23 protein-coding genes are annotated in these 25,754 nt (G+C 36.7%); 9 read left to right on the plus strand and 14 right to left on the minus strand.

What is annotated here, in order from left to right; genetic code table 11:
• Window positions 1–170: 170 nt before the first annotated feature.
• From IGJ18_RS11395 to IGJ18_RS11405, 3 genes are all read right to left on the minus strand, one after another.
• Complete coding sequence (locus tag IGJ18_RS11395; protein ID WP_438843340.1) at window positions 171–725, minus strand: hypothetical protein; 555 nt, start codon at window positions 723–725, stop codon at window positions 171–173.
• 417 nt (window positions 726–1,142) lie between these two features.
• Window positions 1,143–1,523 (minus strand): hypothetical protein, encoded by a 381-nt coding sequence (locus IGJ18_RS11400; protein ID WP_438843341.1) that lies wholly within the window; start codon window positions 1,521–1,523, stop codon window positions 1,143–1,145.
• 431 nt (window positions 1,524–1,954) lie between these two features.
• Window positions 1,955–2,593 carry a hypothetical protein gene (locus tag IGJ18_RS11405; protein ID WP_178287237.1) on the minus strand — a complete coding sequence of 213 codons (639 nt, stop codon included), beginning with the start codon at window positions 2,591–2,593 and terminating at the stop codon, window positions 1,955–1,957.
• A gap of 583 nt (window positions 2,594–3,176) precedes the next feature.
• Between IGJ18_RS11405 and IGJ18_RS11410 the strand changes: the two genes are divergently transcribed.
• Window positions 3,177–3,470: a hypothetical protein gene (locus IGJ18_RS11410; RefSeq protein ID WP_207427199.1), complete on the plus strand. Its 294-nt coding sequence runs from the start codon at window positions 3,177–3,179 to the stop codon at window positions 3,468–3,470.
• Between the two features lie 154 nt (window positions 3,471–3,624).
• Here the strand turns inward: IGJ18_RS11410 and IGJ18_RS11415 are convergent, their stop codons facing one another.
• Window positions 3,625–4,236: a metallophosphoesterase gene (locus IGJ18_RS11415; protein ID WP_207427201.1), complete on the minus strand. Its 612-nt coding sequence runs from the start codon at window positions 4,234–4,236 to the stop codon at window positions 3,625–3,627.
• Between the two features lie 694 nt (window positions 4,237–4,930).
• Here IGJ18_RS11415 and IGJ18_RS11420 point away from each other — a divergent pair.
• Window positions 4,931–8,779, plus strand: coding sequence for a bacterial Ig-like domain-containing protein (locus IGJ18_RS11420; RefSeq protein ID WP_438843342.1), 3,849 nt, complete (start codon window positions 4,931–4,933; stop codon window positions 8,777–8,779).
• A gap of 95 nt (window positions 8,780–8,874) precedes the next feature.
• Window positions 8,875–9,651 (plus strand): hypothetical protein, encoded by a 777-nt coding sequence (locus IGJ18_RS11425; RefSeq protein WP_010720815.1) that lies wholly within the window; start codon window positions 8,875–8,877, stop codon window positions 9,649–9,651.
• A gap of 124 nt (window positions 9,652–9,775) precedes the next feature.
• Here IGJ18_RS11425 and IGJ18_RS11430 read toward each other — a convergent pair whose 3' ends face one another.
• The 4 genes from IGJ18_RS11430 to IGJ18_RS11445 form a co-directional block, all read right to left on the minus strand.
• Window positions 9,776–10,117, minus strand: coding sequence for a DUF1831 domain-containing protein (locus IGJ18_RS11430; RefSeq protein ID WP_010720816.1), 342 nt, complete (start codon window positions 10,115–10,117; stop codon window positions 9,776–9,778).
• Window positions 10,118–10,192: 75 nt separating this feature from the next.
• Window positions 10,193–11,323, minus strand: coding sequence for a cysteine desulfurase family protein (locus tag IGJ18_RS11435; RefSeq protein ID WP_096708753.1), 1,131 nt, complete (start codon window positions 11,321–11,323; stop codon window positions 10,193–10,195).
• A 176-nt stretch (window positions 11,324–11,499) separates the two neighbouring features.
• Window positions 11,500–12,474: a ribose-phosphate diphosphokinase gene (locus IGJ18_RS11440; RefSeq protein ID WP_010720818.1), complete on the minus strand. Its 975-nt coding sequence runs from the start codon at window positions 12,472–12,474 to the stop codon at window positions 11,500–11,502.
• Between the two features lie 81 nt (window positions 12,475–12,555).
• Complete coding sequence (locus IGJ18_RS11445; RefSeq protein WP_010720819.1) at window positions 12,556–13,404, minus strand: hypothetical protein; 849 nt, start codon at window positions 13,402–13,404, stop codon at window positions 12,556–12,558.
• A 179-nt stretch (window positions 13,405–13,583) separates the two neighbouring features.
• Here IGJ18_RS11445 and IGJ18_RS11450 point away from each other — a divergent pair, with 179 nt between their 5' ends.
• From IGJ18_RS11450 to IGJ18_RS11465, 4 genes are all read left to right on the plus strand, one after another.
• Window positions 13,584–15,491 (plus strand): M13 family metallopeptidase, encoded by a 1,908-nt coding sequence (locus IGJ18_RS11450; protein WP_053766300.1) that lies wholly within the window; start codon window positions 13,584–13,586, stop codon window positions 15,489–15,491.
• Window positions 15,492–16,332: 841 nt separating this feature from the next.
• Complete coding sequence (gene bioB / locus IGJ18_RS11455) at window positions 16,333–17,298, plus strand: biotin synthase BioB (protein WP_034699881.1); 966 nt, start codon at window positions 16,333–16,335, stop codon at window positions 17,296–17,298.
• Entirely contained in the window at window positions 17,288–17,965 is a 678-nt protein-coding gene (bioD, locus tag IGJ18_RS11460) for a dethiobiotin synthase (RefSeq protein ID WP_094940537.1), read from the plus strand. The genes bioB and bioD overlap by 11 nt, the downstream gene beginning before the upstream one ends.
• Entirely contained in the window at window positions 17,952–18,536 is a 585-nt protein-coding gene (locus tag IGJ18_RS11465; protein ID WP_088775356.1) for a biotin transporter BioY, read from the plus strand. Before bioD ends, IGJ18_RS11465 begins: the two co-directional genes overlap by 14 nt.
• Window positions 18,537–18,796: 260 nt before the next feature.
• On the opposite strand, the gene IGJ18_RS11470 is transcribed toward IGJ18_RS11465, so the two are convergent.
• Genes IGJ18_RS11470 through IGJ18_RS11485 form a run of 4 tightly spaced genes read right to left on the minus strand, consistent with a single transcriptional unit; the run spans window position 18,797 to window position 20,926 of the window.
• Complete coding sequence (locus IGJ18_RS11470) at window positions 18,797–19,345, minus strand: cysteine hydrolase family protein (protein ID WP_081128460.1); 549 nt, start codon at window positions 19,343–19,345, stop codon at window positions 18,797–18,799.
• An 11-nt stretch (window positions 19,346–19,356) separates the two neighbouring features.
• Entirely contained in the window at window positions 19,357–20,049 is a 693-nt protein-coding gene (locus tag IGJ18_RS11475) for a 5'-methylthioadenosine/adenosylhomocysteine nucleosidase (RefSeq protein ID WP_053766296.1), read from the minus strand.
• A 16-nt stretch (window positions 20,050–20,065) separates the two neighbouring features.
• A complete protein-coding gene (macP, locus tag IGJ18_RS11480; RefSeq protein ID WP_010720826.1) occupies window positions 20,066–20,350 on the minus strand; it encodes a cell wall synthase accessory phosphoprotein MacP in 285 nt (94 codons plus the stop codon).
• Between the two features lie 12 nt (window positions 20,351–20,362).
• On the minus strand, window positions 20,363–20,926 hold the full coding sequence (locus IGJ18_RS11485; RefSeq protein WP_010720827.1) for an NUDIX hydrolase: 564 nt from the start codon (window positions 20,924–20,926) through the stop codon (window positions 20,363–20,365).
• 225 nt (window positions 20,927–21,151) lie between these two features.
• Here IGJ18_RS11485 and IGJ18_RS11490 point away from each other — a divergent pair, with 225 nt between their 5' ends.
• Together IGJ18_RS11490 and IGJ18_RS11495 are read left to right on the plus strand one after the other, a co-directional pair.
• Window positions 21,152–21,817, plus strand: coding sequence for a 5-bromo-4-chloroindolyl phosphate hydrolysis family protein (locus IGJ18_RS11490; protein WP_010737126.1), 666 nt, complete (start codon window positions 21,152–21,154; stop codon window positions 21,815–21,817).
• Between the two features lie 169 nt (window positions 21,818–21,986).
• On the plus strand, window positions 21,987–23,174 hold the full coding sequence (locus tag IGJ18_RS11495; protein WP_010720829.1) for a toxic anion resistance protein: 1,188 nt from the start codon (window positions 21,987–21,989) through the stop codon (window positions 23,172–23,174).
• Window positions 23,175–23,396: 222 nt separating this feature from the next.
• Here the strand turns inward: IGJ18_RS11495 and IGJ18_RS11500 are convergent, their stop codons facing one another.
• Window positions 23,397–24,776 (minus strand): APC family permease, encoded by a 1,380-nt coding sequence (locus tag IGJ18_RS11500; RefSeq protein ID WP_010720830.1) that lies wholly within the window; start codon window positions 24,774–24,776, stop codon window positions 23,397–23,399.
• A 36-nt stretch (window positions 24,777–24,812) separates the two neighbouring features.
• Window positions 24,813–25,679, minus strand: a complete 867-nt coding sequence (locus IGJ18_RS11505) for a GRP family sugar transporter (RefSeq protein WP_010720831.1) — start codon at window positions 25,677–25,679, stop codon at window positions 24,813–24,815.
• Window positions 25,680–25,754 lie beyond the last annotated feature (75 nt).

Consider the following 25,754-nt stretch of genomic DNA (forward strand, 5'->3'; position numbering starts at 1 on the left):
CTGGGTTTGCCTTCATGTCAGGAATAAAATAACTCCCCTTTCTTAGGTGCCCACTGATTATCTAAAAACAAACATTTTATCTTTCCATCTCGTTGTTTCCCTTTGGTATTTTTTCAATAAGAACGGTTCCCTCTTTCAATCACTTGCCTTTATCGACTATCTGATTATAGTTATAAACCAATAATCAAAAAGACGATATGGAAATACATTGCAAAAATATAATTCAACCCTAAGAGTATCCATTTGACTTTTCTGTTCTCGTTATTGATGTTTACTGAGAGAATGAGTCCAATTAATCCAGACAAACTCAGTAGAATCACATAACCAGTCCATTCCCAGCTAGCTCCAGAAGTTAGTAGATCGTAATTGATTTTGAGAAAGAGCCCTATTGAAAACAACATCGGTATCCCCAAGCAAACGATTGCTACTCGTTTCTGACTTTTTGTTTTCAATAACCGGATGGACACGAATAAATAGGCCATTATCGCAAGGATAAAAATGAAACCTTGAATGATCATTAAACCAATCCAAAATAGACCAATGAAATAAACACAACTAAAATGACTAATTCTAATCAACCATTTTAACTCTTTTGAACGTACACCGGTCGAAAAAATCAAACTGATGCCACTAAATAAACAGCAAAGATAATAGAAAAAAAAGCCACTTATTTCTTGATAATGACTAAATGGAGCAAATCCATGCTCCCCTGCTATCCTACTCACTACTAGTAAAAAAATGGAGGAAATACTACAGATTAAGAAAATCACTGTAAACTTGGTACATACCTTACTTGATAACGGCAACATTTACACTACTCCTTTCTAACAAAAAACCTTTTTATATTCTAGCAAGCCACTTCCCTTTCCAGTACTCGATATGTATGTAAGACGTCTCACTGAAGAAAGATGTAGATATGGTAATAAATTGCAAATAAATAATTAATACCCAAAAGTATCCACTTGGCTTTTCCCTTATCGAGTTGCGTTGAAAGAATCAGACCACTTAAACCTGATAAATGAAGAATGACTATGTATACAATGGCGTCCCATGACCATTCCCCCCATAAAGGATTAGTTCGTAATTGAGCTTGATAAAAAAGCCAATTGAAATAATCATCGGTATCCCGAAGAAAGTGATCGCTAGCCATTTCTGCTTGCTGTCAGTAAAACGATAGCTAGGAACAAATAAAGAACGATAAAAAAAAGTACATGGAATACTTCAACAAAAAGAAAACCGAAAATAAAGAGAGAAAACCAATAAACACTACTAAAATGGACAATCGCCGCTGTCCGTTTTAAAATTTTTGAATGCGCACCTGTAGAAAAAATCAAACTGAGACCACTGAGTAAACAGCTAAGATAATAGAAAATCATCAGACTTCCTTCTGAAAGATCACTTAACGGAATAAATCCATAAACTTTACCAAACAAACCAACAATCATCAACATCATTAAGAAAAAACTACCGATTAAGAAATTTCTTGAAACTTTCGTACACGCCTTATTATTTAGCGATAACATTTGCACCACTCCTTTTTTATTTTCCTAACTAATTTTTTAAAAATGTAGCAAAAAATAGACCGATCAATCCTGATACCATGATAAGAAAGAACGGAACCAACATTTAAAACCAAAATAATACAGATCAAATTAAGAAAAATAATGATTCCTTTCAGTTCTTCATATTTTGGTGGAATAATCAAATTGATCCCACCACTAATCTAATACCCCTATATGTAAACGAAAAAAATGCTGGATTTGCCTTCTTGTCAGGAATAAAATAAAAACTTATGAAAACAATCGAAATAGTTAATAAAATTAATGGGACTTTCGTATAATCCTTACTTTTTAGTGAAAAAATACAATAACTCCCCTTTTTTAGGTGCCAACTGATTATCTAAAAAAACATTTCATCTTTCAATCACTTGCCTTTATCGACTATCTGATTGTAGTTATAGACCAATAATCAAAATGACGATATGGAAATAAGCAGCAAATATATAATTCAACCCTAAGAGCATCCATTTGACTTTTCTGTTCTCGTTATTGATGTTTAATGAGAGAATAAGTCCAATTAACCCAGACCAACTCAGTAGAATCACATAACCAATCAATTCCCAGCTAGTCCCCGAAGTTAGTAGCTCGTAATTGATTTTGAGAAAGAATCCTGTTGAAAATAACATCGGTATTCCCAAGCAAACGATTGCTATCTTTTTCTGATTGTTTGTGTTTTTTTTCAATAATCGGATAGATAGCAGTAAATAAGCAATTAGTACAATGAAAAAATCATATCTTTTGATACCTACAAAACCGATAAAAACGAGAACAATACAGTAAACATAGCTAAAATGAATGAAAGTAGCACTTCTTTTTAACGTTTTTGAATAGGATCTTGTAGAAAAAAACAAACTAAGCCCACTTAGTAAACAACCAGGATAATATATGTATGCTACATTTTTGATACCTACGAATAATTGATTAAACATGCCGTTGCCGTAAAAAGCCATTACTAGTAAAACCAACGGCAAAATACTACAAGCCAAGAAAATCTTCGAAAGCTTCGTACATGTCTTACTTGTTAATGGTAACATTGCCTCACTCCTTAAAAGTTCATCTGTTTATGTATTTTTGATTGACTGTTCTAAACACCTCTATCCCAAACCATATAGACCCTGACATGGATAGCACCAAACCAACTAGATAAGCCTTCATTCTCATCTTCTCCTTTTATATTAATGAACAAAGTAAAATAGAATTATCATAATCTGTAAAAAAAACATTTATAAAAAAAACTACCCTTTTACCATTTTTTCTAGAAATAATCGATTACAAAATCTAGATTCAGCAAAAAAGTTATTTTTAAAAAACGTTATTTTAAATTAAATAAAAACTAAAATTTAATAACAAATAATCATTATACACATTAACTAGGTTACACTTTTTTTATTACCCCTTCTATAAAACCCTAAATAAAAGCTAAAAAAACAATAAAAATGCTCTGTATTTATCATAAAAACAAAATAACAACGCTTACAATCTTATTTTAATTTATTTCATTCTAGCTGTTATGTCTCGTATTTCACGTCAATAAAAAACATAATCAACAAGCGTTTATAGATGCTGCATTATTTTTTATATGTTATTATTTTATCATGAAACTTAGGAGGAATACCCGTGAAATTTAAATTCTTTTTTATTGTCACCTTTTTATGGACACTTTTGTTTGCTGTTCCTGTCACAGATACCCATGTAGATACCACAACTAATGATCAGCTGACTGAATACGATGATTTTCCCAAAAATAAATATGCTCCCTTTAGTCAAACCTTTGAACAAAAGCCAAATTACGATATCTATGATTTATTGAATACCGCTCAGCCCAGAAATATTATTTTTGGGAGAGAACGAGCGTTTTTTTCCAGATATAGTTTCTCTACATTATGTCATGATCGTGAAATAAATTTATGAAGAGATTCATCTGATTAACGACAAAGAAAAACCTTTCGTTACATTCAAACAATCAAAGTAATATACAAAGGAATTAAAAAAGGCTCTTAAGTTCGCCTTATCAGACGAACTTAAGAGGCCTATTTTTATAGACTAGCAGAAGTATTTCATGCCCTTATTTTTGTTTCAGACGTGCTAATTCTTGTTGTTTAGCTTCGTAAATTTCTTCAATGTCATCTTCTGATAATGGGGTGCCAAAGAGTTGTTGCACTTTCAATAGTTCTCTTTCTGGCGCATCTACACCGACATTCACATCATTACCGATCGGTACACTATAATGATGGATATGTCCGTGAAGATTACGGATACTATCGTTTGGTCCCAGCAACATTGGATAATGAGTCAAATAGTATTGCTGATGATTGAATTTGATGATGGTTCCGACATCATAAAAATAAAATTTTTTTGAACCAACCTTGTTTCCTGGATCATGTTTTTCTAAATATCTGAAAAAAGCACGACTGTCATGATTTCCCTTGATCAAATGGATTGTCCCGTTGAGTTGTTGCACCAACTCCAGTATGTCTTGGCTACCTTTTTCATATTGTGGGTGCATCGCCAGATCGCCTAAGTGATACACATGATCGGTTTCTTTGACAACTTTATTCCAGCTATTGATTAGTTGCTGATTCATTTCTTCCACACTAGCAAATAAACGAGGGGCAAAATCATTTTTGCCTAATAAGTTTTTATGAAAAAAGTGCATATCACTAATAAAAAAATTCATATTGACCCCTTCTTACTTCCTTTTCTTTTAGGGTAAACAATCTAAGACAAAGTTACAACTGTTTAGATTCCCACAGTCTCTCTCAAATCATACCAAACTAAACGATGTCTCTTACCGTATTTCCACTTCTCCCTCCACATTTTTTCAAAACGAATATTATTTCACCATCAAAACCTAATTATACAAAAGTTATTTTTAAATATTTATAAAATAACAAATAAATATAATAATCACTCTATATAAAAGCCATTGTTAATTATTGTCAAAAAAACAATGTCACAATCACAATATATTCAAAAACGCCTTTTCAAAACCTTAAATTTTGATATAACTATGTTCGATCTAACTATTTATTCTTGTTATGCATAACAACCGACAGAATAAAAAACATTTGTAACTATAAAATATAAGTAATTAAATCATTTTTATATGTTATTATATTGTTGAAATACCAAAGGAGGGGTGCTCTTGAATGTTTAGTGCGATAACCTTATAAAATCTTTCCCTATTGTCCTTGCAAGTTTAGTATTAAACGCTTATTTCTTTTTTAGACAACACCATTTTTCAACCAAAATCCAAGCGAAGGTACCATGTTTACTTTCTGTTTTTAGAACTAGAGTATGTTTTTTATAAGGTATCAATGATCAAAGAATAAAAATAAATAATACTTAATTGAGTATAAGGAGGAAAATTCATGAAAAAGTTACTCTTATCTTTACTGCCGCTTACGATGCTATTGAATCCTGCCAGCTCCGTCATTACACACGAGATGAATGAAGTCACTCTACCGCTTATTTCATATACCCAAAACAACAAACAGACACTTCAAGAAGTCAAAGACTCGAACAATCTAGAAACCAAAGTAGATGCGTTAAATTTAGCTAATGATTCTAAAGCAGCATTAGCTTGGAGCAATCGTCATTTTCCAACAGTTTTTAATGAAGACATTAAATTTATAACCGGTATCAACAAAAAATTACGAATAAAATACCTGAACAGATCTGAGTACTACCAACCACAGCAAAATATAAAACTTCTTGACGATCTGTTTCTCACACAAGCATCAGAAGATATTAATTTATACGCAAACTTTACACCGGATGATTTCGGAATCAATTCAGAGTATTTTATTAGCAATCCCGATAAAATCTATCAATCCATGTTAAAAAATAGCCGTTATGGTATTGACCATGGTTACCTTCTGGGCAGTTTGACTAAAAATAAACTGAATCTTGAAAATAATGAGTATATCCAGATGAAAATTACTGTACCTAAAGGAACGAAGATGATGAGGGTTGGAACGCTCTTAGACTCAAAATACGTATTACCAAGAGAAAGCACTTTGCATTATACCCTGTCCAATTTTAATCAAAAAGATAAGACTATCACCATCAATGCACTGTTGGTCGATCGAAGTGAACTTGAACATGAGACAACCGAGTTAGAAAATAAGTTGAACCACGAAATGAAATCGCTTTACAATACTCCTTCTAACCTTGTTAAGTTGACTCCACTAGGCTTAAATGCCGGACTCGTCCTTACAAACAGCATTCGCGTCATTTCACACACCTTGGATTCTTTAAGCTCGAATCATATTCTTACTGAGAATTTACTAGAAAAGGAAAAACTTCATTTTACAAATGGTTTATTCGTTCATACAGAAGCATTAGAGAAGTTAAACCAGTACTATCCAGCGGAACAATGGCAACAAGTTTTTGAACAGAACTATGACCTAAAACATTTGGGACTTACACAATCATGGGACGACGATAAAGGTTATTTTAGTGACAGTGACAGCGTGATTACTTTTTCTCATTACGAACCAACCGATAACTTACCTCAACTAGATGTAAATAAAACCTTATCATCTACAGTCATACACGAAATTTTTCATTACCTTATTGATTTAAAAGATAGATTTCTTTTCAAAGATGATCCCATTGCTTTTGAGACTAAAATAAAACAGCTGAAAGAAGCTGAAATAAATGAATTAGTAGCATTGTTAAATAGTTCTTATGCAAAAAGTAATTGGGAAGAATTTATTTGTGAAGCTTTCGCAGCAAAGTTCAATCCTGACAAGGAAATAAGTAATCGTTTTAAACAGGAAGTTCCGAAAACAAATCGAATGTTAGATATTTTATTTGATGAAGCACCACCATCAGCGCCTAATCATTTAAAAACAATCGAAGTCGGTGGTAATTCTGCCACTTTAACCTTTGATCATTCTACAGATAATACTGGTGTTGAAAAGTATCAGATCTATAAAAATGGAGAACTTACTAAAACTGTACTTGCTCCAAAAGATGCAAATGATCTTTCCTATCCTGATCCTGGAAAACACTCGCAAAATTTAAAAGTAACATTTGATGATCTTGAACAAGCAAAAGAATATGAGTTTTATGTTGTCGCAGTTGATGATGCGTGGAATGAATCTGAAAAAAGTTCTATACTAAAAGTAACAACACGTGACGTTGAACCACCAAAACTAACTGGACCTTTAACAGGGCAACCTTTAGTAAGCAGTGCCGCAAGGTTTAGCTGGCCTCCTCCAACAGATAATCAAAAAGTAAAAGAAGTACGGTTATACCGAAGACACTCCTCTTCATTACTAGTCGAATATACTCCGTCTTTCTTAACAACAAATGAAACATTTTTTATTGTTCCCGAAGGCACCAATTACTATACAGATTTCACCGTTGAAAAAGGGCAATCTTACACCTACTATATGACTGCTATTGATGAAGCTGGAAATGAGTCAGAACAAAGTAATCAAGTTATCATTCGAACAGAGGATAAGCATGATGAAAAGCAAAATGAAGATAGAGCAGAAAATATCACATCTTCTCAAGCAACACTTAATTGGTCTGGCCTTTTCGGCGGACTCAACGTATCAGGTTTTAATATCTTTGGTTGGTTTTCTGGTGGCGGAGGTTGGCTATTCGGTGGCATGACATCTGTCGCTGGGTCAGTAACGTCTTCTCTAGTCAATTTAACTTTAGGCATGTCGCATCACTTTGTTATCGTTCCTATAGATAGTCAAGGTAATCCGATCCATGCGGGAATACAGATCAGTGTAGACTCAGTTGATCGTTCCTCTATCCAAACCAAAAACAGTATCTTATATCAGGGGCAAGAATGGCGTAAAGAAGATAATTTCGTTCACGCAACAGATGAAGATGGTAAAGATATCCCATTCAAAGATGGGCGTATCACAACAAATGGAGCTCGTATTGATACCAGCAAGCCTGGAGTTTATGAGTTAACTTATACGTTTAAAGGAATTGCCAAAAGAACGGATTCCACTTTTACAGTTACGGTCAAAGAAGACAACTCCTCTATCCAAACTAAAAATAGTATCTTATATCAGGGACAAAAATGGCACCAAGAAGATAATTTCGTTCACGCAACGGATGAAGATGGAAATGAGATTTCCTTTGAAGACGAGCGGATTGTAACGAACAATGCTAGTGTTGATACAAATAAGCCAGGTATTTATGACTTAACCTACACATTTAAAGGAATTGCCAAAAATACGGATTCTCCTTTTTCAGTTACGGTCAAAGAAAATAAAACTTCCATCCATACGAAAGATACTGTCTTATACGTTGGGGAAGCTTGGACTAAAAAAGTCAATTTCCTTTCTGCTACTGATGCGGATGGAAAAACTGTTTCTTTCGATGACCCTAGGATTTCAGTAAACGGCACAGTCGATACTCACAAACCGGGTGACTACACCATTGTCTATCAATTTACTGATAAAGGTAAAACTGTAACTTCTACCACAAATGTTACAGTCAAGGAAGACTTGACTTCGATTAAAACAAAAGACAGTCGTATCTACACTTTACAACAATGGACTAAAGCAGATAATCTTCTATACGCTACCGATGCTGACGGAAATGAAATTCCTGCAGATGATGAAAGAATTTTCATAAGCAGAGCCGCTAACACTGCTAAACCAGGCGTTTATGAAGTCATCTATTCGTTGCAAGGAAAATCAAAAACGTTCAAAGATACAGCGATAATCACAGTAGTAGAAGACCAAACGACCTTGGACTTAAAAGATGTGACACTATACACAGGTCAAACATTCGATCCAAATTCTCCATTTAAAAACGTGACAGATAAAGATGGACAAAAGCTTGAAGCAAAAGATGTGGAAGAATACTATATTGATGAAATCAAAACAAAGGAGCTTGATACGTCTAAACCTGGGACACACACGATTAGAATCGCTTATTATGATGCAACAAATAATTGGAAATACAGTACCCGACAGCAAATCACGATTAAAGAAGACTTGTCTTCTATCGTTACAAAAGATAATGTCGTATTTGTAGGCGAAAAATGGAATAAACAAGATGCTTTTGTGAGTGCGACAGATGAAGACGGGAAATCAGTTCCTTACTCAAATGGACGCATCACAACGAATGGTGCTAAAATCGATACAAGCAAACCAGGTGTCTATCAATTGACTTACACCTTTAAAGGGCTCGTCAAAAGAACGGATTCTACTTTTACAGTTACTGTGAAAGAAAAGTGAACAAGCAAAGGAATCCAAACTTCATTATTAGTTAGTCAAAACCGACAGCACGTGTGAATCATGGTAAACTTAAGGAAAAACAGGAGGTATTGATTATGCCTATCAGCTTTCATACTACTCTGACTCCTTCAGCAATCGAGATTACGTTACCAAATGAACATGGGAAGATGACTATCACAAAAGAAAAACCAGCTCTACCTGATCATTCACTTTATCTATTTTTCAAAAACAAACAATGTATCGCAATCGGTCAAACCGTGGTACCTAAAAGTTGGGATCACATCGTATTGGTTCAACTTCCTTGGGATCTTGAAGCCAGTCATCTAAGCTACCTACTTCAAGAACAGGCAGAATCAACGGGATTGACAGTAGAAATCGATGATTCCGCAAAAGAAACGATCCCTCAAGTACAAGTCAAAAAGTTAGCGGAACCAGTCGAAGAAATCACAAAAATCTTGGCAGTATTTGGTTACTCTTTAGAAAAAAGCAGTCCTCAAAAGAAAAAGCCGGCAAAAGCAAGACATCGTTGGACGAAAGAAGTTAGTGAGATCCCTTTTACCGTTAATTTTAGAAACAGTCAGGCAACACTTTATTGGATCAGTAGAAATGAACTGTTGATCAAAAAGGGGGCTATACTATTAGCGGAAGCCCCTTTAAATAAAGACGGTTCCGTCAGTTATGCGGCAAAATATGGGGATAAATTACGTGATGATTATAAAGATAGCATTGTAGGAAATAAAACGAGCAAAGATATTATCGTCAAAAGCGTCAATGAAGCAAGTCTGTTACTCTACTTCGGTGGAACAAACAGCTGGTTAGAAATCATTGATGAAAATGGTAAATCCTTAGATGAGTGGACAAAAGTAGAATAGAGGAATGGTTATTCTCTAGCGATTGTCCCGTTTCAATAGATAGTAAAAAAGCAAAGAAATCAGCTTTACTAGCTGTTCTCTTTGCTTTTTTTACTGGAAACAATGATAGCCACGTTTGACTTCCTTAGACTTTTTCAAATAATCCTCGACTGATCATACCATCCATCAAAAAATAAAATTTATCTTGACTCATTTTTTGTCGGTCGTCTTTAAAAATATTGACTGCTTTCAATCCGTTAGCTGTCGTAATAGACATTTTTAGTGTTTGGATATCCTTTGAAACAGTGATTTTTAGTTTAAACCCTTCTTTGCTTTGTGGGGTTGCATCTAGCGGACGGATCAACTGATAGTTGCCGCCATTTGTTTCGGTAAATCCATTGTCTCTCAAAGTGTAACGTTTTGCATCTGGATGTAAACGATAACTTGTTTTTGCTCCTAAAACTGTGGCTGTTTTTTCAAATGCCATGATTTTCACCTCGGTAAATTGATTTCTACTTTTATTATAAAAGTTTCTTGCATCATTTACTAGGTTTTTTCCAACTTAGATTGATTGGATCAATACATCAAGAAAACGTTGGACTTCTTCTTTGGTATTGCCGTAACCAAAACTGATTCGTATGGATTCTTTAAGGATTGGTGTATCTTTCCCATACATTGCCTCCAGCACATGCGAAGGTTCGATATTACCAGCTGTACATGCTGACCCAGTAGATATCGCAATCCCATTAAGATCCAACTTCATCAAAAGTAAGTCATTCGCAACACCAGGTAATCGAAGGTTTAACACATGTGGTAATTTGTTGTTTAAATCACCATTGACTTGATAAGAAATTCCTTCTTTTTTCAAGGTATTCAAAATCAATTCTTGGAATCCAGCATATTTTTCACTTCGAGCTTCACGTTCTTCAGCGGTTAGAAGCTTGACCGCTTGCGCCATTCCCCAGATACCTGCGAGATTTTCAGTACCTGCTCGCCGCTTCTCTTCCTGTTCTCCACCTAAAAGTAGTGAAGGAATATTTATGCCATCTTTTTTATATAAAAATCCTACGCCTTTTGGTCCATTGATTTTATGGGCAGAGATGCTAAGTAAATCCACACCTAACTCCCTTGGATGAATCGTCTGATTCCCATAAGCTTGAACTGCATCGGTATGAAAATAAGCAGGATGTTCCCGCAACCGTTCGCCGATTTCTTTGATTGGCATCAAATTCCCGATTTCATTATTCCCAAACATGATCGAGACTAAAATCGTTTCATCACTTAATGCTTCATCAAAGTCAGTTAGTGAAATATTGCCTTTTTCATCTACTGGTAAATACGTGACTTCAAAGCCTTGTGTTTCCAGATATTTCATTGTATTCAAGACAGCAGGATGTTCGATAGCGGTAGTGATCAAATGATTCCCGTCTTTTTTTCGTGAAAAAGCCGTTTCAAGGATCGCTGTATTATCGCCTTCTGTCCCTCCACTATTAAAAATGATTTCATGATCATTGACTTTTAAACTATCAGCAATAAGTTGTCTTGCTGTTTCTAACTTTTCATGGGCAATTCGGCCGAAGCCATGGATACTCGAAGGATTCCCAAAGGTTTCTTGCATCATTGTGGTCATTTCTTGAATGACGTAGGGATGCATGGGCGTCGTCGCTGCATGATCCAAATAGATTTTTTCCAACTTCTTTCATCCCTTCCAAATAGAACTAGGCACATTCTAGCATAAAATAAGCAAGTTACCAAAGAAACAATCGCTAAACCAGGATAGTTTCCCAACTTTTAGAAAAAAATTCGTTCCACAATTCGTGCTACCACGATTGTCGAACGAATTTTATTTCATCACTTAACAAAAAATGATTAATCAAATACTTTTTCTTCTAGACGGAACAATGGACTCATTGGTGTATTTTCATGAATTCGTTTAACCGCTTCTCCCATCAGCTCTGAACAAGTAACAATCGTTAAATTGTTAGGATGACGTTCTTCTTGAGTAAATACAGAATCAGTGATGCAGATATCTTTAATCGGTGCATCATCTAAAATTTGTTTTGCAGGAACAGACAACAAGCCGTGTGAAGCACAAGCATAAACCTCTTTTGCTCCGTTTTCTTTCAAAACATTAGCAGCTCGAGCAAGCGTTGCACCAGTATTCAAGATGTCATCGACCATGATACATGTTTTTCCTTGGACATCACCAATCACATATCCACTATTTTCATCTGCATCATCGGCGTGATCCACGATCGCCAATGTACTATTCAAATATTCAGAAAGACTTCTTGCACGTTGGACACCACTATTTTTTGGTGAAACGACAACAATATCGTCACCTGTTAAACCAAGTTCTCGGTAATAGTGAGCAAACAATGGCATTGTGAATAAGTTATCTACAGGGATATCAAAGAATCCTTGGACTTGAACTGTATGCAAATCCAATGTCAGCACACGAGTTGCGCCAGCTTCTTGGATCAAATTAGCAATCAATTTAGCTGTGATCGGTTCATGTGGTTTTGCTGTACGGTCTTGTCTGGCATAACCGTAATAAGGTAACACAACATTGATTGTTTTTGCACTGGCACGTTTCATCGCATCGATCATGATCAATAATTCCATATAATAATCATTAACTGGCTGATTGGTTGATTGCACGATATAAACATGATCCCCACGAATACTTTCTTCGATATTGATCGAGATCTCTCCATCACTAAATTGTTTTACGACACTTTTTCCTAGCTCCGTTCCAAACACCTTGGCAATTTTTTCTGCCAGTGGTCGATTTCCATTCAAGCTAAAGATTTTCAATGTGTCATCCTGATACTTTTTACTCATGTTGTCCTCCCTATTGTTCTCTCTTCTTCGATAGTTTAACATATTTTTTCCAGTTTTTCTGGTAATTTCTGTAAATAATTTTTAAGGCAGCGAAACAGTTCCATTACACCAACTAGCAGGAATCAATTGATCCGTGTTGCCCCAGTTGTCATGAACTTTGTAAAAGCGTTCTCCAGAAGAGGATTGATAATATGCATATGCAGTGACCCAATGATTGCCATAGGTGCTCCCTAATACTTTCAACACCCCTAAGATCACAGGTTTTCCTTGGCGAATCCGTTTAGTCGCTCGCTGCCAAGAACCAAGCATCGTACTTCTAGCAGACACTCGATTTCCTGTATGTTTTAAAAACTTCGTGATACCATGACTGACTTGACCGGGAACCGTCGGAAGTCCTAGCGGCTGGATCGCTTGGCGTAATGCTTCACTTAGTTGCGCATGGTCTTTCGTTCCTTTTTCACGTAACGTTGGAGAGAAAAACAATTCGTTTTGAAAATCTTGGTAATAAGCAATAAGGACAGTTGCAGCATAGGTCCCACAAAGATAGCCAGACGGTGTCCGCCAATTTTTATAGTTTAAAAACCGTTGTTCAGGCAATCCCACCCAACAATCCAAAAGTTCTTGTCCGTTTTCCTTTGGCGCAATCAAAGCTTTTTCACGATTATCTGCAAGCCAACGAGAAATATTGGTGACTTCTGCTTCAGTCATCGGTACGAGTTGATAAGCTTTTCTTGCATCTGGGTAGGAGTGGCTCGCAGGACCGTATTCTATTGGTTGTTTGTTTTGATCTAGGATGACATAACTACCATCTTCAAAAATTAAAGCGTAACCCTTTTCTTCATCCTTCATCGCCAACTGTTCCACAGCGCTTAACCGTTTCTTGATACCATCTAGATTCCATTCGATTGATTGTTCAAATACAGTTTTCAAGAACGAATCACCTCCGTCTTTTTTATTATAAGTGAAATAAGGAGAAAAACAAATCAGATAGACTAGTTCTGCTGTGCCTACGGCAAGACCCCAACAAGTGCTTCTTTCCTCTTTCTATTTGTTTATTCGCTGTTTTTATATGATAATAGGAACATTAGATAAAAAGGAGCGATAACCGAATGAACAAAGAACTTATAAAGCAAGACTTTTTTGAAGCTGTGAATGAAGAATGGCTAAAAACAGCCAAGATCCCCGCTGATAAACCAGCCACTGGCGGTTTCCAGGACTTAGTTGACGGTATCGATGATCTTTTGATGACAGATATTGATCATATGCTGGCTGAACCTGATAAAGTCCAATCAGATATGATGCGTCACTTTCTTCATTTTTATCAATTAGCTAATGATTATGATCGAAGAAACCAGTTAGCTGCTAAACCGTTGCTTCCTTTAATTGAACGAATTGAAAAAATCGAATCTTTTGAAGACTTGAACCAACAATTTCCTACTTGGACATTGGATAGTTTACCTTTACCGTTTAGCTTAGATGTCGATGCGGATATGAAAAATGCACAAACAAACGCATTATTTGCCTATCCCCCTTCATTATTTCTACCTGACAAAACTTACTATACTGCAGAACATCCAAATGGTGCGCAACTATTAGGCGTTTTCTTTGATATGATGGTCCAACTCGTTGAATTAACCGGAAAAGAAAAAAGCCAAGCAGAGGCAATCGTTGAACAAGCCATCCAATTTGATCGATTGGTTGCGCCTCATGTTAAAAGTGCGGAAGAAAAAGCGGATTACAGCAAAATGTACAATCCCCGGTCATTTGACACCTTCATCCACTATACCGATAAACTGGATCTGGAAAAGTTGACAGTGGGATTGATTGGTACCACACCGGATAAAGTAATCGTGACGGATCCTGTTTATTTTGAACAGTTAGGCGAACTACTAACCACAGAACATTTTCAATTGATCAAAAGCTGGATGATCGTCCGAACGATTCGTTCGTTGAGTAGCTATCTATCAGAAGACTTTAGACAAATCAGCGGAATCTTCTCACGGACACTCTCAGGCACAGATGAAGCCATGCCACAGAAAAAAGCTGCCTATTACTTAGCTTCAGGTCAATTTGACCAAGTCGTTGGCGATTATTATGGCAAAAAATACTTTGGTGAAGCGGCCAAAAAAGATGTTGAGCATATGATCGAAAAAATGATCTCTGTCTATAAAGATCGTTTAGAAAAAAACAACTGGTTAAGCGATACTACTCGAAAAAAAGCGATCATCAAATTAGATAAACTAGGAGTTCAGGTCGGCTATCCAGACCAAATCCCTGCGTTATATACGAAGTACCACACAGTGACACAAGAAGAAGGCGGAACCTTGCTTTCCAACGCTTTAGCCTTCAGCAAAATCGAATTGAAAGAACGTTTTGGTCGCTGGAATCAACCTGTTGATCGGACGGAATGGGAAATGAGTGCTGATACAGTCAACGCCTATTACCACCCTTTCAGAAATGTCATTGTTTTTCCAGCTGCTATTTTACAAGCACCATTTTATAGTTTAGAACAATCAAGTTCAGCAAACTACGGTGGGATCGGTGCCGTCATCGCCCATGAAATCTCTCATGCCTTCGATAATAATGGTGCCTTATTCGATGAATATGGTAATTTAAATAACTGGTGGACGGAAGAAGATCTAGCGCACTTCCAAGAAAAAGCCCAAGCAATGATCGAAGAATTTGATGGCTTATCATTTGCTGATGGTACTGTTAATGGTAAGCTTACTGTTTCAGAAAATATCGCAGATGCGGGCGGTCTAAGTTGTGCTTTAGAAGCAGCAAAAACCGAAGCAGATCACTCACTAGCAGACTTTTTCGTCAGCTGGGCGACGATTTGGCGGACAAAAGCAAAAAAAGAATACCAACAATTGTTGTTACAAATCGACGTTCATGCCCCTGCTAAATTACGTGCCAATATCCAACCCCAAAACTTGATGGAATTTTATGAAACATTTGCGATCACTGAAAAAGACGCGATGTATCTTCCACCTGAAAAACGAGTGCATATCTGGTAATACAGTTAAAAAACGCTCCAATGGCAATAAGAAAATTTTTTGAAACAACCTCTCATATAAAAAAATTGACTTATTTCAAGGAGCGGTTGTTTGAACACTATTTTTCTCTTTACGAGGGACTGAGACAAAAGTTGTCTCAGTCTTTTCTAGTATCTCTAAAAACGGATAAACGGTGTTCAAGAAGCAACTCCTCAACAATAAGCCTGAATTTTTCAAAACATGAGGAGCTGTTTCAAAAAATTCTTTCTTATTGTCATCAGAGCTACCCGATGTTTTCACGACCTCTGATTCACGGTGTTCAAAGAGCTGATCTTCGGCGATAAGTCAAAAAATCTCAAAACATGGGAAGCTGTTTCGAGATTTCCATCCTTAATGCTCCTGCGATTACTCGTCGCAGTTTTTACTTGGTGAGCGCTCAGGTCAAAACACTCTTTTCACGACCTCTTGTTCACGGTGAGACAAAAGTAGCATCTTCGGAAAATTTGCCGAAATTTACCAAAAATTTGAGAAGCACCAAGTAGGTAACAATCAACATCAAAAACGAGTTTTTTTGTTTCTTGTCAATTTTCGGAAATTCCTTCTTATTTCTTGATGCTGAACACTTTTGTCTCAACCTCTCTTAATATTATCATTTACTTTTCTACCAAGCTCATTTTGACTACCCACAAACCAACTCCACTTAATAAAGAAAAATAAATCCTTCCATCTTCCTTCACTGTTCTCTACTGTTATCTACCCTTTCCGACCATAAATAGTCATAAAACTGCATCATTTCATTTACCTCTTTATTTTCGTTAACCTTTGTAATAAAATTAGTTAACGAAAGTAAAGAGGTGTTTTTATGGAAAATCTATTCGAACCTTGTGTTCCGCTAACAAAAACAACATGTCTGGAGATACTAAAAGACAAAACTAATTTATGGGGGTATTATGCACAAGCCCTTCAGCTCAAAACAAACAAGTCACAAAATATCATCCGTCTGAATACATTGCTGAATGCTAAGAGCGGCTTGTGTAGAGAAGATTGTGGTTATTGTGCGCAATCAAAAAAAAGTTCTGCAACGATTGAAACATATGGATTATTACCCAAAAAAGAAATCATTCGTAAAGCGTTGATTGCTAAAAAGAATCATTCCAGTGTGTTTTGTATTGCGTTAAGCGGAACACGCCCATCAAAAAAAGAAATCCACCTTTTAGGTGAGGCAATTCAAACGATCAAAAGCATAATGTCGATTGAGATTTGTTTATCCATTGGCTTAGTTACTGAGGAACAAATTGATTATTTAAAATCGTGTGGAGTAGATCGGTTGAATCATAATCTTAATACTAGTCGAGATAATTACCCAAACATCACAACAACCCATTCCTATGATGATCGGTTAGAAACATTAAACAAACTTCGTCAGCACAAAATGAATATTTGCTCTGGTTTTATTTGTGGCATGGGAGAAACAGATGAACAATTAGTCGATCTGGCTTTTGACTTAAAAGATCAAGAGCCTTATTCCGTTCCAGTCAATTTTTTACTTCCAATTGCTGGAACAATGTTTGAGGAACACAATGAATTAACCCCTATGAAATGTTTAAAAATCTTAACCATGCTGAGGTTACTATTCCCTACTACAGAACTTAGGGTAAGTGCCGGAAGAGAGTTTCATTTAGGAGAACTCCAACCATTTGCTTTATTGATCGTGGATTCTATTTTTTTAGGCAACTATTTGACAGAGAAAGGAGCACCTATTTCTGAAGATCAAAAAATGCTTGATCGTTTAGGTTTAGTTGTGGCTGGTGTCTGTGATGAAGAATAATTATATTATTTGCGGGATTCATACCGATTGTGGAAAATCAGTGATCAGTGTCTTACTCTATGAATATTTACGTGATCTGACAAATCAGGAACCGTTACTCGTGAAACCGATCCAAACAGGACCGTTTCCTGATACAGATTTTTATCAAGCCTGCCATATTGAGAAACAAAATATTGTTCATTTCTATTCAATGTCATTAGAAGCATCTCCACATATCGCTAGCAGAAAAGAACATCAATGGATTGATCTACTTGTCTTGAAGGAAAAAGCAAATGTTGTCTTGAAAAAAAATCGACCCACGATTTTTGAATTAGCAGGTGGTCTGCTTTCTCCCATTAATGACTCGCAAACCATGTTAGACATGATCAAACTTTTGCAATTACCGGTTATTCTCGTTGCGGATAATTATTTAGGTGCAATCAATCATACGTTGCTAACGACTAGTTTATTACAAAGCGAAAGCATTCCAATAGCAGGTCTGATTTTTAATTCAAGTAAAGCAAATAAAAAGAATGACCTAGAAGATTTAAGCCAATGGATCACAGATAAGACAGGAATCACACAAATTGGCAAATTACCCTATTTAGAGGATTTAACTCATTGGTTAAAATCGAGAACAAAAAAAAGAGAACTTAGTAAGGAGTGGCATTTAAATGTATACAAATAGGCGAGATATCACCATGATGGCGATGATGATGGCATTATTGATCATCACAGCAAAACTAGTGATTCCGTTACCACTATTCGATTATTTATCTTTACAAATTATAACGATTTATCTGATTTATCCTTTATTAGGAACAAAATACGGGCTCATTGTCACATTCAGTTATTTGATCCTAGGGCTCATTGGATTACCGATTTTCGCTAGTGGCGGAGGTATTTTTTATATTTTTAAACCTAGTTTTGGCTTTCTACTATCTTTTGCAACTTTCCCACTGATTCAAGCCGCCCTGTCAAAATTGTTCTGGCGTAAAAAATGGTTCCCATTAAAAAAAATCCTGATCATTAACTATTCAGGATTACTTTATCTCTATTTAATCGGTCTGTTGTATAAATGCTTGATTTTATTCTTTTACCTTAAAGAAACGAATGTTCTTTACAGTGTGCTAGCAGTTTCGACATTGATTGATTTAAGTTGCGATATCTTACTTGTGTTCGTAGCTAGTTTGCTTACCTATAAGTTATTGCCACTCATTCATAAGCACAAACTAGCAAACCAACTCTTTATCTCCTAATAAAAGCCGCTATTTCAGCGATTGGAAAAGAATCGAACCATCGACTTAAAATGGATACTGATTGATTGACTTAAAAAATCTTACAAAATTATGAAAGAAAATAAACCGAAGAAGAGGTTGAGACAACTTTGTCCCAGTCCCCCTTCGGTTTATTTTTCCGTATTGACTTACTCTATCGTACGACAGAATGTACAACAGAACGATCTGGTTACTTCATGAACCAGTGAGGCCCACAAATCATTAACAAGCTTATTATATATTTACTTGATCAACGTTGCCCCGAGGACTGTTTCAAAATGACGTAGTGCCCAGTCATGACCGACTGGATCAAAGCTAGCTACAGCATCTTCAAAAATAAACAGTTGATAGCCTAAATTATATGCATCAACAGCTGTGTGCAACACACAAATGTCCGTACATACGCCAGTCAAATAGAGTTCAGTGATCCCCCGCTCACGGAGCCGAATATCTAGATCTGTTCCACTAAAAGCAGAGTAATGCCGCTTATCAATCCAATAGACATTGGCTTGTTCTTGAGCTCTTTCGTAAACAGCTTGTAGCGAACCATAAAGGGCACGACCATTGGTGCCAATCACGTTATGCGGAGGAAATAGTTTATTTTCAGGATGGAAGTTATCCGATGGGTCATGCGCATCAATCGCAAACACCACAAAGTCTCCCTCTTCGATAAACTTTTTCGTGTGAGTCGTCACTGCTTGTTCAATCACTTGACCAGCTTTACCTGTCGTTAATTTCCCGTCATCTGCCACAAAATCATACGTGTAATCAATCGAGATCAATGCTTTCATTAATGGGCTCCTTATACAAGATGTTTGACAAATTCGATTACCATCTCAGCAGAACGTTTCCCTGCATCTTCAATAAACTCATCAAAGGTTTGTGTCGCTGCATGATCAGCAGTATCACTCATCGCACGAACGATCAAGAAAGGAATATTGAACTGACGAGCCGTTTGTCCAACAGCCGCTCCTTCCATTTCACAAGCCAACGCATCTGGAAAGTTTGTTAAAATCTCTTCTACTTTTTCGGAAGAATCAACAAACGTATCTCCAGTAACGATCAAGCCTTCTTTCACATTCAGATCTATCGCTTTGGCTGCTCTTGCCATCTCTGTGCGAAGATACGTACTTGCTTCATAATAAAGTGGCATCCCTGGTATTTGTCCTGGCTTATAGCCAAATCCGGTTGCATCTGCATCGAAATAAGCTACTTTATCTGAGATTACGATATCGCCTACTTGTAGCCCTTGTCCGATACCACCCGCTGAACCTGTATTGATGACCATATTTACACCATATTGTTGGATCAACAAACTAGTAGTGACTGATGCCAAAACTTTACCGATCCCTGAACGAACCACAATTACTTCATGTCTTCCTAAAGATCCTGAAATGAACAATGCTCCTGCTCGTTCCCATGACAAGGGTTCACTTAGCGTTTCTCTTAAAATTTTGATTTCTTCTTCCATTGCACCGATAATACCGATTTTCATAGCTTTTTCCTTCTTTCTAAATAAATGCGACCGCAAAAAATACGACACACAATAATAGAATAACAATAATCAAGGATTTCATCAAAAATGAATTCCACTTCGTCGTTTTTTCACGTTCACCGATTCTTGTTTTTGTGATAGGTTTGTTCCGTTTTTGTTCCTTTCGATAAAAACTAGCAATTTTCTTTTCTTCTTGCTGATAAGCAGCCTCTTCTTTTCTTTGCCGTTTTAATGACTCTTGGGCTTGCGCCTGCTGTCGTTTACGTAATTCACTTCTCGTAATCAGCGGTCCTTTGGCCATCAGCCGATCCCTCTACTTTCCTTTAATCAATAGCTCCCAATATTGGATCGCATACATGGTTTTCGCATCACAGATCAGTTGATCATCTATTGCTTGTTTAGCTTCTGCGAAAGTCAGTGCATATAATTCAAGCACCTCATCTTCATCTTGAGCCAACGGATTCTCTACTTTCTGTAAATCAATCGCATGATAAATATGCATGATCTCATTTGCAAATCCTGGTGAAAGATACATAGATGAAACATGTTTGAGCTTTCCTGCCCGATACCCAGTCTCTTCTTCCAGTTCTCTTGCAGCGGTACGTTCCGGTGTTTGGCTTTCTTCTGGATCGATTTTCCCAGCAGGGATCTCCAAAATCACTTTTTCTAATGGTTTCCGAAACTGTTTCACTAATAATAAACGATCCTGATCATCAAATGCGATAATCCCTACACCACCCGGATGAAACACTAATTCACGTTTGGCAAGTTTTCCATCTGGCAGGCGGACGTCATCTACTGCAACATCGATGATTGCTCCGTGATAGATTTCTTTTCGTTCGATCGTTTTTTCTTCAAATTGCTCATATTCAAGCATCTTTCTCCCACTTTCTTTGTAATAATACCCGCTTTTCGTTTACTTTTCAATTTTTCTAGAGTTTTCTTTTAGTTTACCATAACTAAACCTTAGAAATTCTCTAAATCTACAAAATCCTCCTTTAGTCCCATACTCTTTCTTAGGTTGAGTGTGCTAAAATAAGGGTGGAAATGAGAACAACGCTTCATTACTTAAAATGGATGGAATATATATGGAGGGCTTATTATGCGAAAATTAAATTGGCGATGGATCTTAGGTCTATTGTTGGTGTTTCTTTTGATTCGTCAAGGTCACTTTTCTTTAGTAACAGTCATTTTGATTATCGGCGCAGCTTTAGTGATTTGGGGAATCTTTGGCTCTGGCAAGAAAAAATCAGCAAAAAATGAAATGCCCGATTTATCTGATGAACTTGAATCACATTATACAAAAAGCGGGATGACACCTAGTGAGATTACTTTCTTTAGACAGACAATGAATCAAACGAAAGTCGAAATTGAACAATTGCAACAAAACATGCAACAAACAGCCAAACTAAAAGCTGTCGATCTTCGTCACGATACAGTGAAGGCGGCCAAAGCACTCTTCAAAGCATTGGTGAAAGAGCCCAACCGATTACACGAAGCAAGTCAATTTCTTTATACTCACTTACCAAACTTAGTCGATTTGACCAATAAATATATTGAGATCAATGACCATGAAATCAAAAACAAACAGACTTATGAAAAGCTCGAAGAAAGTTCACAAATCATTGATCAACTAGCACATCTGATTGCTCAAGACTATCAACAATTTGTCTCTGAAGATTTAGATGATCTAGATGTAGAAATATCAGTTGCGAAACAAAGCTTAAAACGAGAGAATCTATCTGATGATAACAATCAATCTCAATGATCGGTTAATAGAATCATAAAGGAGTGTTTTGTTTCTTAGACACTCCTTTTGCTTATCCTTTCTTTTGTTTATCCTTTATAATAGATGAATAAGATGAACAACTGTTTTTTTACAAAAATGATAACATTGAACCTATCGCATCACATTGAACCACGAGGAGGAGTTTTAAATGGATAATAAACCTAAAGAGGTAACACCTGTAAATGACACGTTAGATGATCTGTTAAATAATCCGTTCTCTACCCCAACAGATAAATTAACCCAAACACAACAGTCAGAAATCAATGCTTTGCAAGAACAACAAACCGCTGCACGCTTGATTGATAAACTACCTGCTGAACGACAAGAGCAAGCCAAAGAGCTAGCAGCTAAAATCGATGTTTCAGATGCACAGTCGGTGATCAGCTACGGTTCTGCTGCTCAAACGAAGTTAAGTGAATTTTCACAATCCATGTTAAATCATGTACAGGCACAAGATATTGGTCCTGTCGGAGATTCATTGACTGAATTGATGTATCGTCTGCAAGAAGCAAATCCTGATGAATTACGAGCTGGCGAAGGCAATATTTTTCAACGGATGTTTGGCAAAGTAAAACAATCGATCTATGAAGTGACTGCAAAATATCAAAAGATCGGTGCCCAAATCGATAAAATCTCTGTTAAGCTAGAAAAAGAAAAAGACGGGCTTTTAAAAGATAATTTGATGCTCGAACAACTCTATCAAAAAAACAAAGATTATTTTGATGCACTGAATATTTATATCGCAGCTGGCGAATTGAAGATGGAAGAACTTCAAACAACGATCATTCCTAAAGCAATGAAAAAAGCCGAAGAAACAGGCGATCAAATGGATGTTCAAATCGCAAATGATTATACTCAATTTCTAGATCGTTTAGACAAACGAACACATGATTTACGTTTGGCAAGACAGATCACTATCCAGCAAGCACCACAGATCCGTTTAATCCAAAATACTAACCAAGCGTTAGCAGAAAAAATCCAAGCATCAATCGCAACAGCGATCCCTCTATGGAAAAACCAAGTAGTGATCGCCTTGACGTTACTTCGCCAAAAAGATGCGGTAACCGCCCAACGTCAAGTTTCTGAAACAACCAATGACCTATTGAAGAAAAATTCAGAAATGTTGAAAATCTCTGCTATTGAAACAGCAAAAGAAAATGAACGTGGGATCGTTGATATTGAAACCTTACAAACAACTCAAAATGATTTGATCGAAACAATCCAAGAAACATTACGCATCCAAAAAGAAGGGAAAGAAAAACGTCGTCATGCAGAAGTCGAACTTGGTCATATGGAAGACGACTTGAAACAAAAATTACTCGATTTAACACAATAAGACTATTTTGCATGGATCATTCAAAAAAGGCTCTATACTTTTTGATGTTGGTGAAATTCGCCAACATCTTTTTTATGCTTTAAAAGGATAGAAAAGACACCCCGAAATCCTTCAAAATGAATTTGGCTAACCAATTCATCGAAGGACTCAAGATGTCTTACACTCGTCTTATCAAATTACGCTATAGGTTCTAAACCTAGGTCGTTTAGAAAGAACGAATCATCAATTTTGTTGATTCATTTTACTATGTTGGTACCCATAACCAAAGTAAATCACTAATCCAATCGCCATCACGATACCAAAGACGATCCATGTGACTGGTTGTAAACGAAGCATCAATACCAAGCATGTACCGATAGATATGATCGGTAATATCGGTACAAATGGCACTTTAAATTCACCGGCTTTTGGTTTACCAAACATTTTTCTTAGTTTAAGTAATCCTAAGCTGACTAACATCAAATAGGTCAACGCCATGATGTTTGTTAGTTCAGCGAGAATATTCAATGGGAAGAAACCAGCGAAAAATAAAGCCGCTACCCCAGCTACAAAAGTCGCCTTTCTAGGCGTCCGATGCTTTTCATCGATCTCTGTCATAAATTTAGGTAAAAGACCGTCTTTACTTACAGCAAACAATAACCGAGCTAGCGAATACATCATAGAAATCGTTACGGTCAAGAGCGTCAAAATGGCACCGACTGCAATCACAGCTCCGATTGTTCCATGACCAACGTAACGCATCGCAAAGGCAACTGGGTCACTGACCCCTAATTCAGTAAACGGAACAATCCCCGTTAAAATCAAGGTAACTACGATGTATAAAGCTGTGGCAATCAAGATCGAACCAATGATCCCTCGAGGAACGTCTTTTTGTGGCTCTTTCACTTCTTCGGCTGCCATTGCAACTGAATCAAATCCCAAGAAAGCGAAGAAGACTAGAGCTGCTCCATCTAAAACGCCTGAAAAACCAAATGGTGTAAATGGTTGCCAGTTTTCAGGTTTTACAAAGAAAATCCCTACAACGATAAATAATGCAATAATACCGAATTTCACAAAAACCATGATATTATTCAATCTTAATGCTTTTTTGGCTTCTAAAGAAACGATGTATGTCACAAATATGACAACGAACACTGCGATCAAATCGACATAGGTGCCATTGTCAGGATTATAACCACTGGTCAAGGCTTGTGGTAAATGGACTCCAAATCCTTCCAAGAACCCTTGAACATAACCAGACCAGCCGGAAGCAACCGACGAAACTGCTAATAGAAATTCGCCAATCAACAACCAACCTGTTAACCAGGCGGCAAATTCACCAAAAACAACATAAAGATACGCATACGGGCCACCAATGACTGGCACACGTGAGGCAAACTCAGCAAAGCTTAACCCCGATAAAATGACAACGATTGCAGCTAAAACGAATGAAAGTGACAGTGCTGGACCCGCATTTTGATTGGCCGCAACCCCTGTCACTACAAATATTCCTGTGCCGATAATTGCGCCAATTCCAAGCATAATTAAATCGGACGTTTTCAGATCTTTCTTCATCCCACTTGTGTGGTTGAGATTGATTTCTTTCTTACGAAACAAATCCATGGCAGTACCTCCCTATTTTAGGTTGGAAAACGGCCATTAAGCCGTTTTCATATACCCTAAAATGATACCACCTAAAATGACTAAAAGGCAACCGACAATAACGTAAACAAGTTCTTTTTTCGTTTTCTTTTCTCCCAAAATGAAAATACCACCTAAAGTTGAGATGATAATCCCCATCTGTGATAATGAAAATCCAACAGCTAAACCAAGTGATTTAACAGTTAAGAGCATGCACACGTTCCCAATTCCCCATAGCAAACCACAAATCATGTTCTTCCAAACAAATTGATCCACTTTAACTTTACGAAAGGCAAAGAAACTTGCACCTAAGATCATTCCGATACTTTGAGGTAAGATGATTGACATCGCATCCAAGTTAGCCCAGTTCACAATGATCGTATAAACACCATAACCAATCGTTGAATAGATCAATGCTCTAAACCCTTTACCAAAATCAAGCATTTTATTGTCAGTATCAACTTTTCCTTCATCATCTTGGCGAGCTGTTAAATAGGCACCGCTAACAAGAAGTGCTAAAGCTAGGATACCGTATACATAATCTTTCGTTTGTGTCCATTCATGAAAGAAAACGGCTCCCGCAATCGTATTCAAAATTAATTGAAAACCAGTCGATAAAGGCAAACCAACAGAAACGCCCATAAATTTCATTCCATGGAACTGTCCGTTTTGACCAACACTCCAAGCTAACCCAGAGAGGAATCCAATCAAGAAAATCCATGGTGTGATTGTTGGGCTAACGATGAAAAAGACAACTAATGAAAAGATAAATGCACCAATCGTCATCCCTAATGTCTGTTGATTGGCATCGCCACCAATTTTCCCGCTTACTAAACCAATACTTCCCCATGCTACCATAGGGATTAATGCTATTAAAATTTCCATAACTAATCTCCTTTTATTTCACATGATATGAAACTTATCAGCGAAAACGTTCACAACACAAGAAGTTTTTTTCGA

It is taken from the genome of Enterococcus sp. AZ078 (assembly GCF_051714985.1).
Lineage (GTDB): Bacteria > Bacillota > Bacilli > Lactobacillales > Enterococcaceae > Enterococcus_B > Enterococcus_B hirae.

Excerpts from the sequence above, each read along its gene's own strand:
- IGJ18_RS11490 (WP_010737126.1), top strand. The coding sequence starts at position 21,152 with ATGCGAAAATTAAATTGGCGATGGATCTTAGGTCTATTGTTGGTGTTT.
- bioD (WP_094940537.1), top strand. The coding sequence starts at position 17,288 with ATGAAGAATAATTATATTATTTGCGGGATTCATACCGATTGTGGAAAA.
- IGJ18_RS11450 (WP_053766300.1), top strand. The coding sequence starts at position 13,584 with ATGAACAAAGAACTTATAAAGCAAGACTTTTTTGAAGCTGTGAATGAA.
- IGJ18_RS11495 (WP_010720829.1), top strand. The coding sequence starts at position 21,987 with ATGGATAATAAACCTAAAGAGGTAACACCTGTAAATGACACGTTAGAT.
- IGJ18_RS11505 (WP_010720831.1), bottom strand. The coding sequence starts at position 25,679 with ATGGAAATTTTAATAGCATTAATCCCTATGGTAGCATGGGGAAGTATT.
- macP (WP_010720826.1), bottom strand. The coding sequence starts at position 20,350 with ATGGCCAAAGGACCGCTGATTACGAGAAGTGAATTACGTAAACGACAG.
- IGJ18_RS11400 (WP_438843341.1), bottom strand. The coding sequence starts at position 1,523 with ATGTTATCGCTAAATAATAAGGCGTGTACGAAAGTTTCAAGAAATTTC.
- IGJ18_RS11485 (WP_010720827.1), bottom strand. The coding sequence starts at position 20,926 with ATGCTTGAATATGAGCAATTTGAAGAAAAAACGATCGAACGAAAAGAA.
- IGJ18_RS11405 (WP_178287237.1), bottom strand. The coding sequence starts at position 2,593 with ATGTTACCATTAACAAGTAAGACATGTACGAAGCTTTCGAAGATTTTC.
- IGJ18_RS11415 (WP_207427201.1), bottom strand. The coding sequence starts at position 4,236 with ATGAATTTTTTTATTAGTGATATGCACTTTTTTCATAAAAACTTATTA.
- IGJ18_RS11425 (WP_010720815.1), top strand. The coding sequence starts at position 8,875 with ATGCCTATCAGCTTTCATACTACTCTGACTCCTTCAGCAATCGAGATT.
- IGJ18_RS11470 (WP_081128460.1), bottom strand. The coding sequence starts at position 19,345 with ATGAAAGCATTGATCTCGATTGATTACACGTATGATTTTGTGGCAGAT.
- IGJ18_RS11465 (WP_088775356.1), top strand. The coding sequence starts at position 17,952 with ATGTATACAAATAGGCGAGATATCACCATGATGGCGATGATGATGGCA.
- IGJ18_RS11440 (WP_010720818.1), bottom strand. The coding sequence starts at position 12,474 with ATGAGTAAAAAGTATCAGGATGACACATTGAAAATCTTTAGCTTGAAT.
- IGJ18_RS11430 (WP_010720816.1), bottom strand. The coding sequence starts at position 10,117 with ATGGCATTTGAAAAAACAGCCACAGTTTTAGGAGCAAAAACAAGTTAT.
- bioB (WP_034699881.1), top strand. The coding sequence starts at position 16,333 with ATGGAAAATCTATTCGAACCTTGTGTTCCGCTAACAAAAACAACATGT.
- IGJ18_RS11475 (WP_053766296.1), bottom strand. The coding sequence starts at position 20,049 with ATGAAAATCGGTATTATCGGTGCAATGGAAGAAGAAATCAAAATTTTA.
- IGJ18_RS11500 (WP_010720830.1), bottom strand. The coding sequence starts at position 24,776 with ATGGATTTGTTTCGTAAGAAAGAAATCAATCTCAACCACACAAGTGGG.
- IGJ18_RS11420 (WP_438843342.1), top strand. The coding sequence starts at position 4,931 with ATGAAAAAGTTACTCTTATCTTTACTGCCGCTTACGATGCTATTGAAT.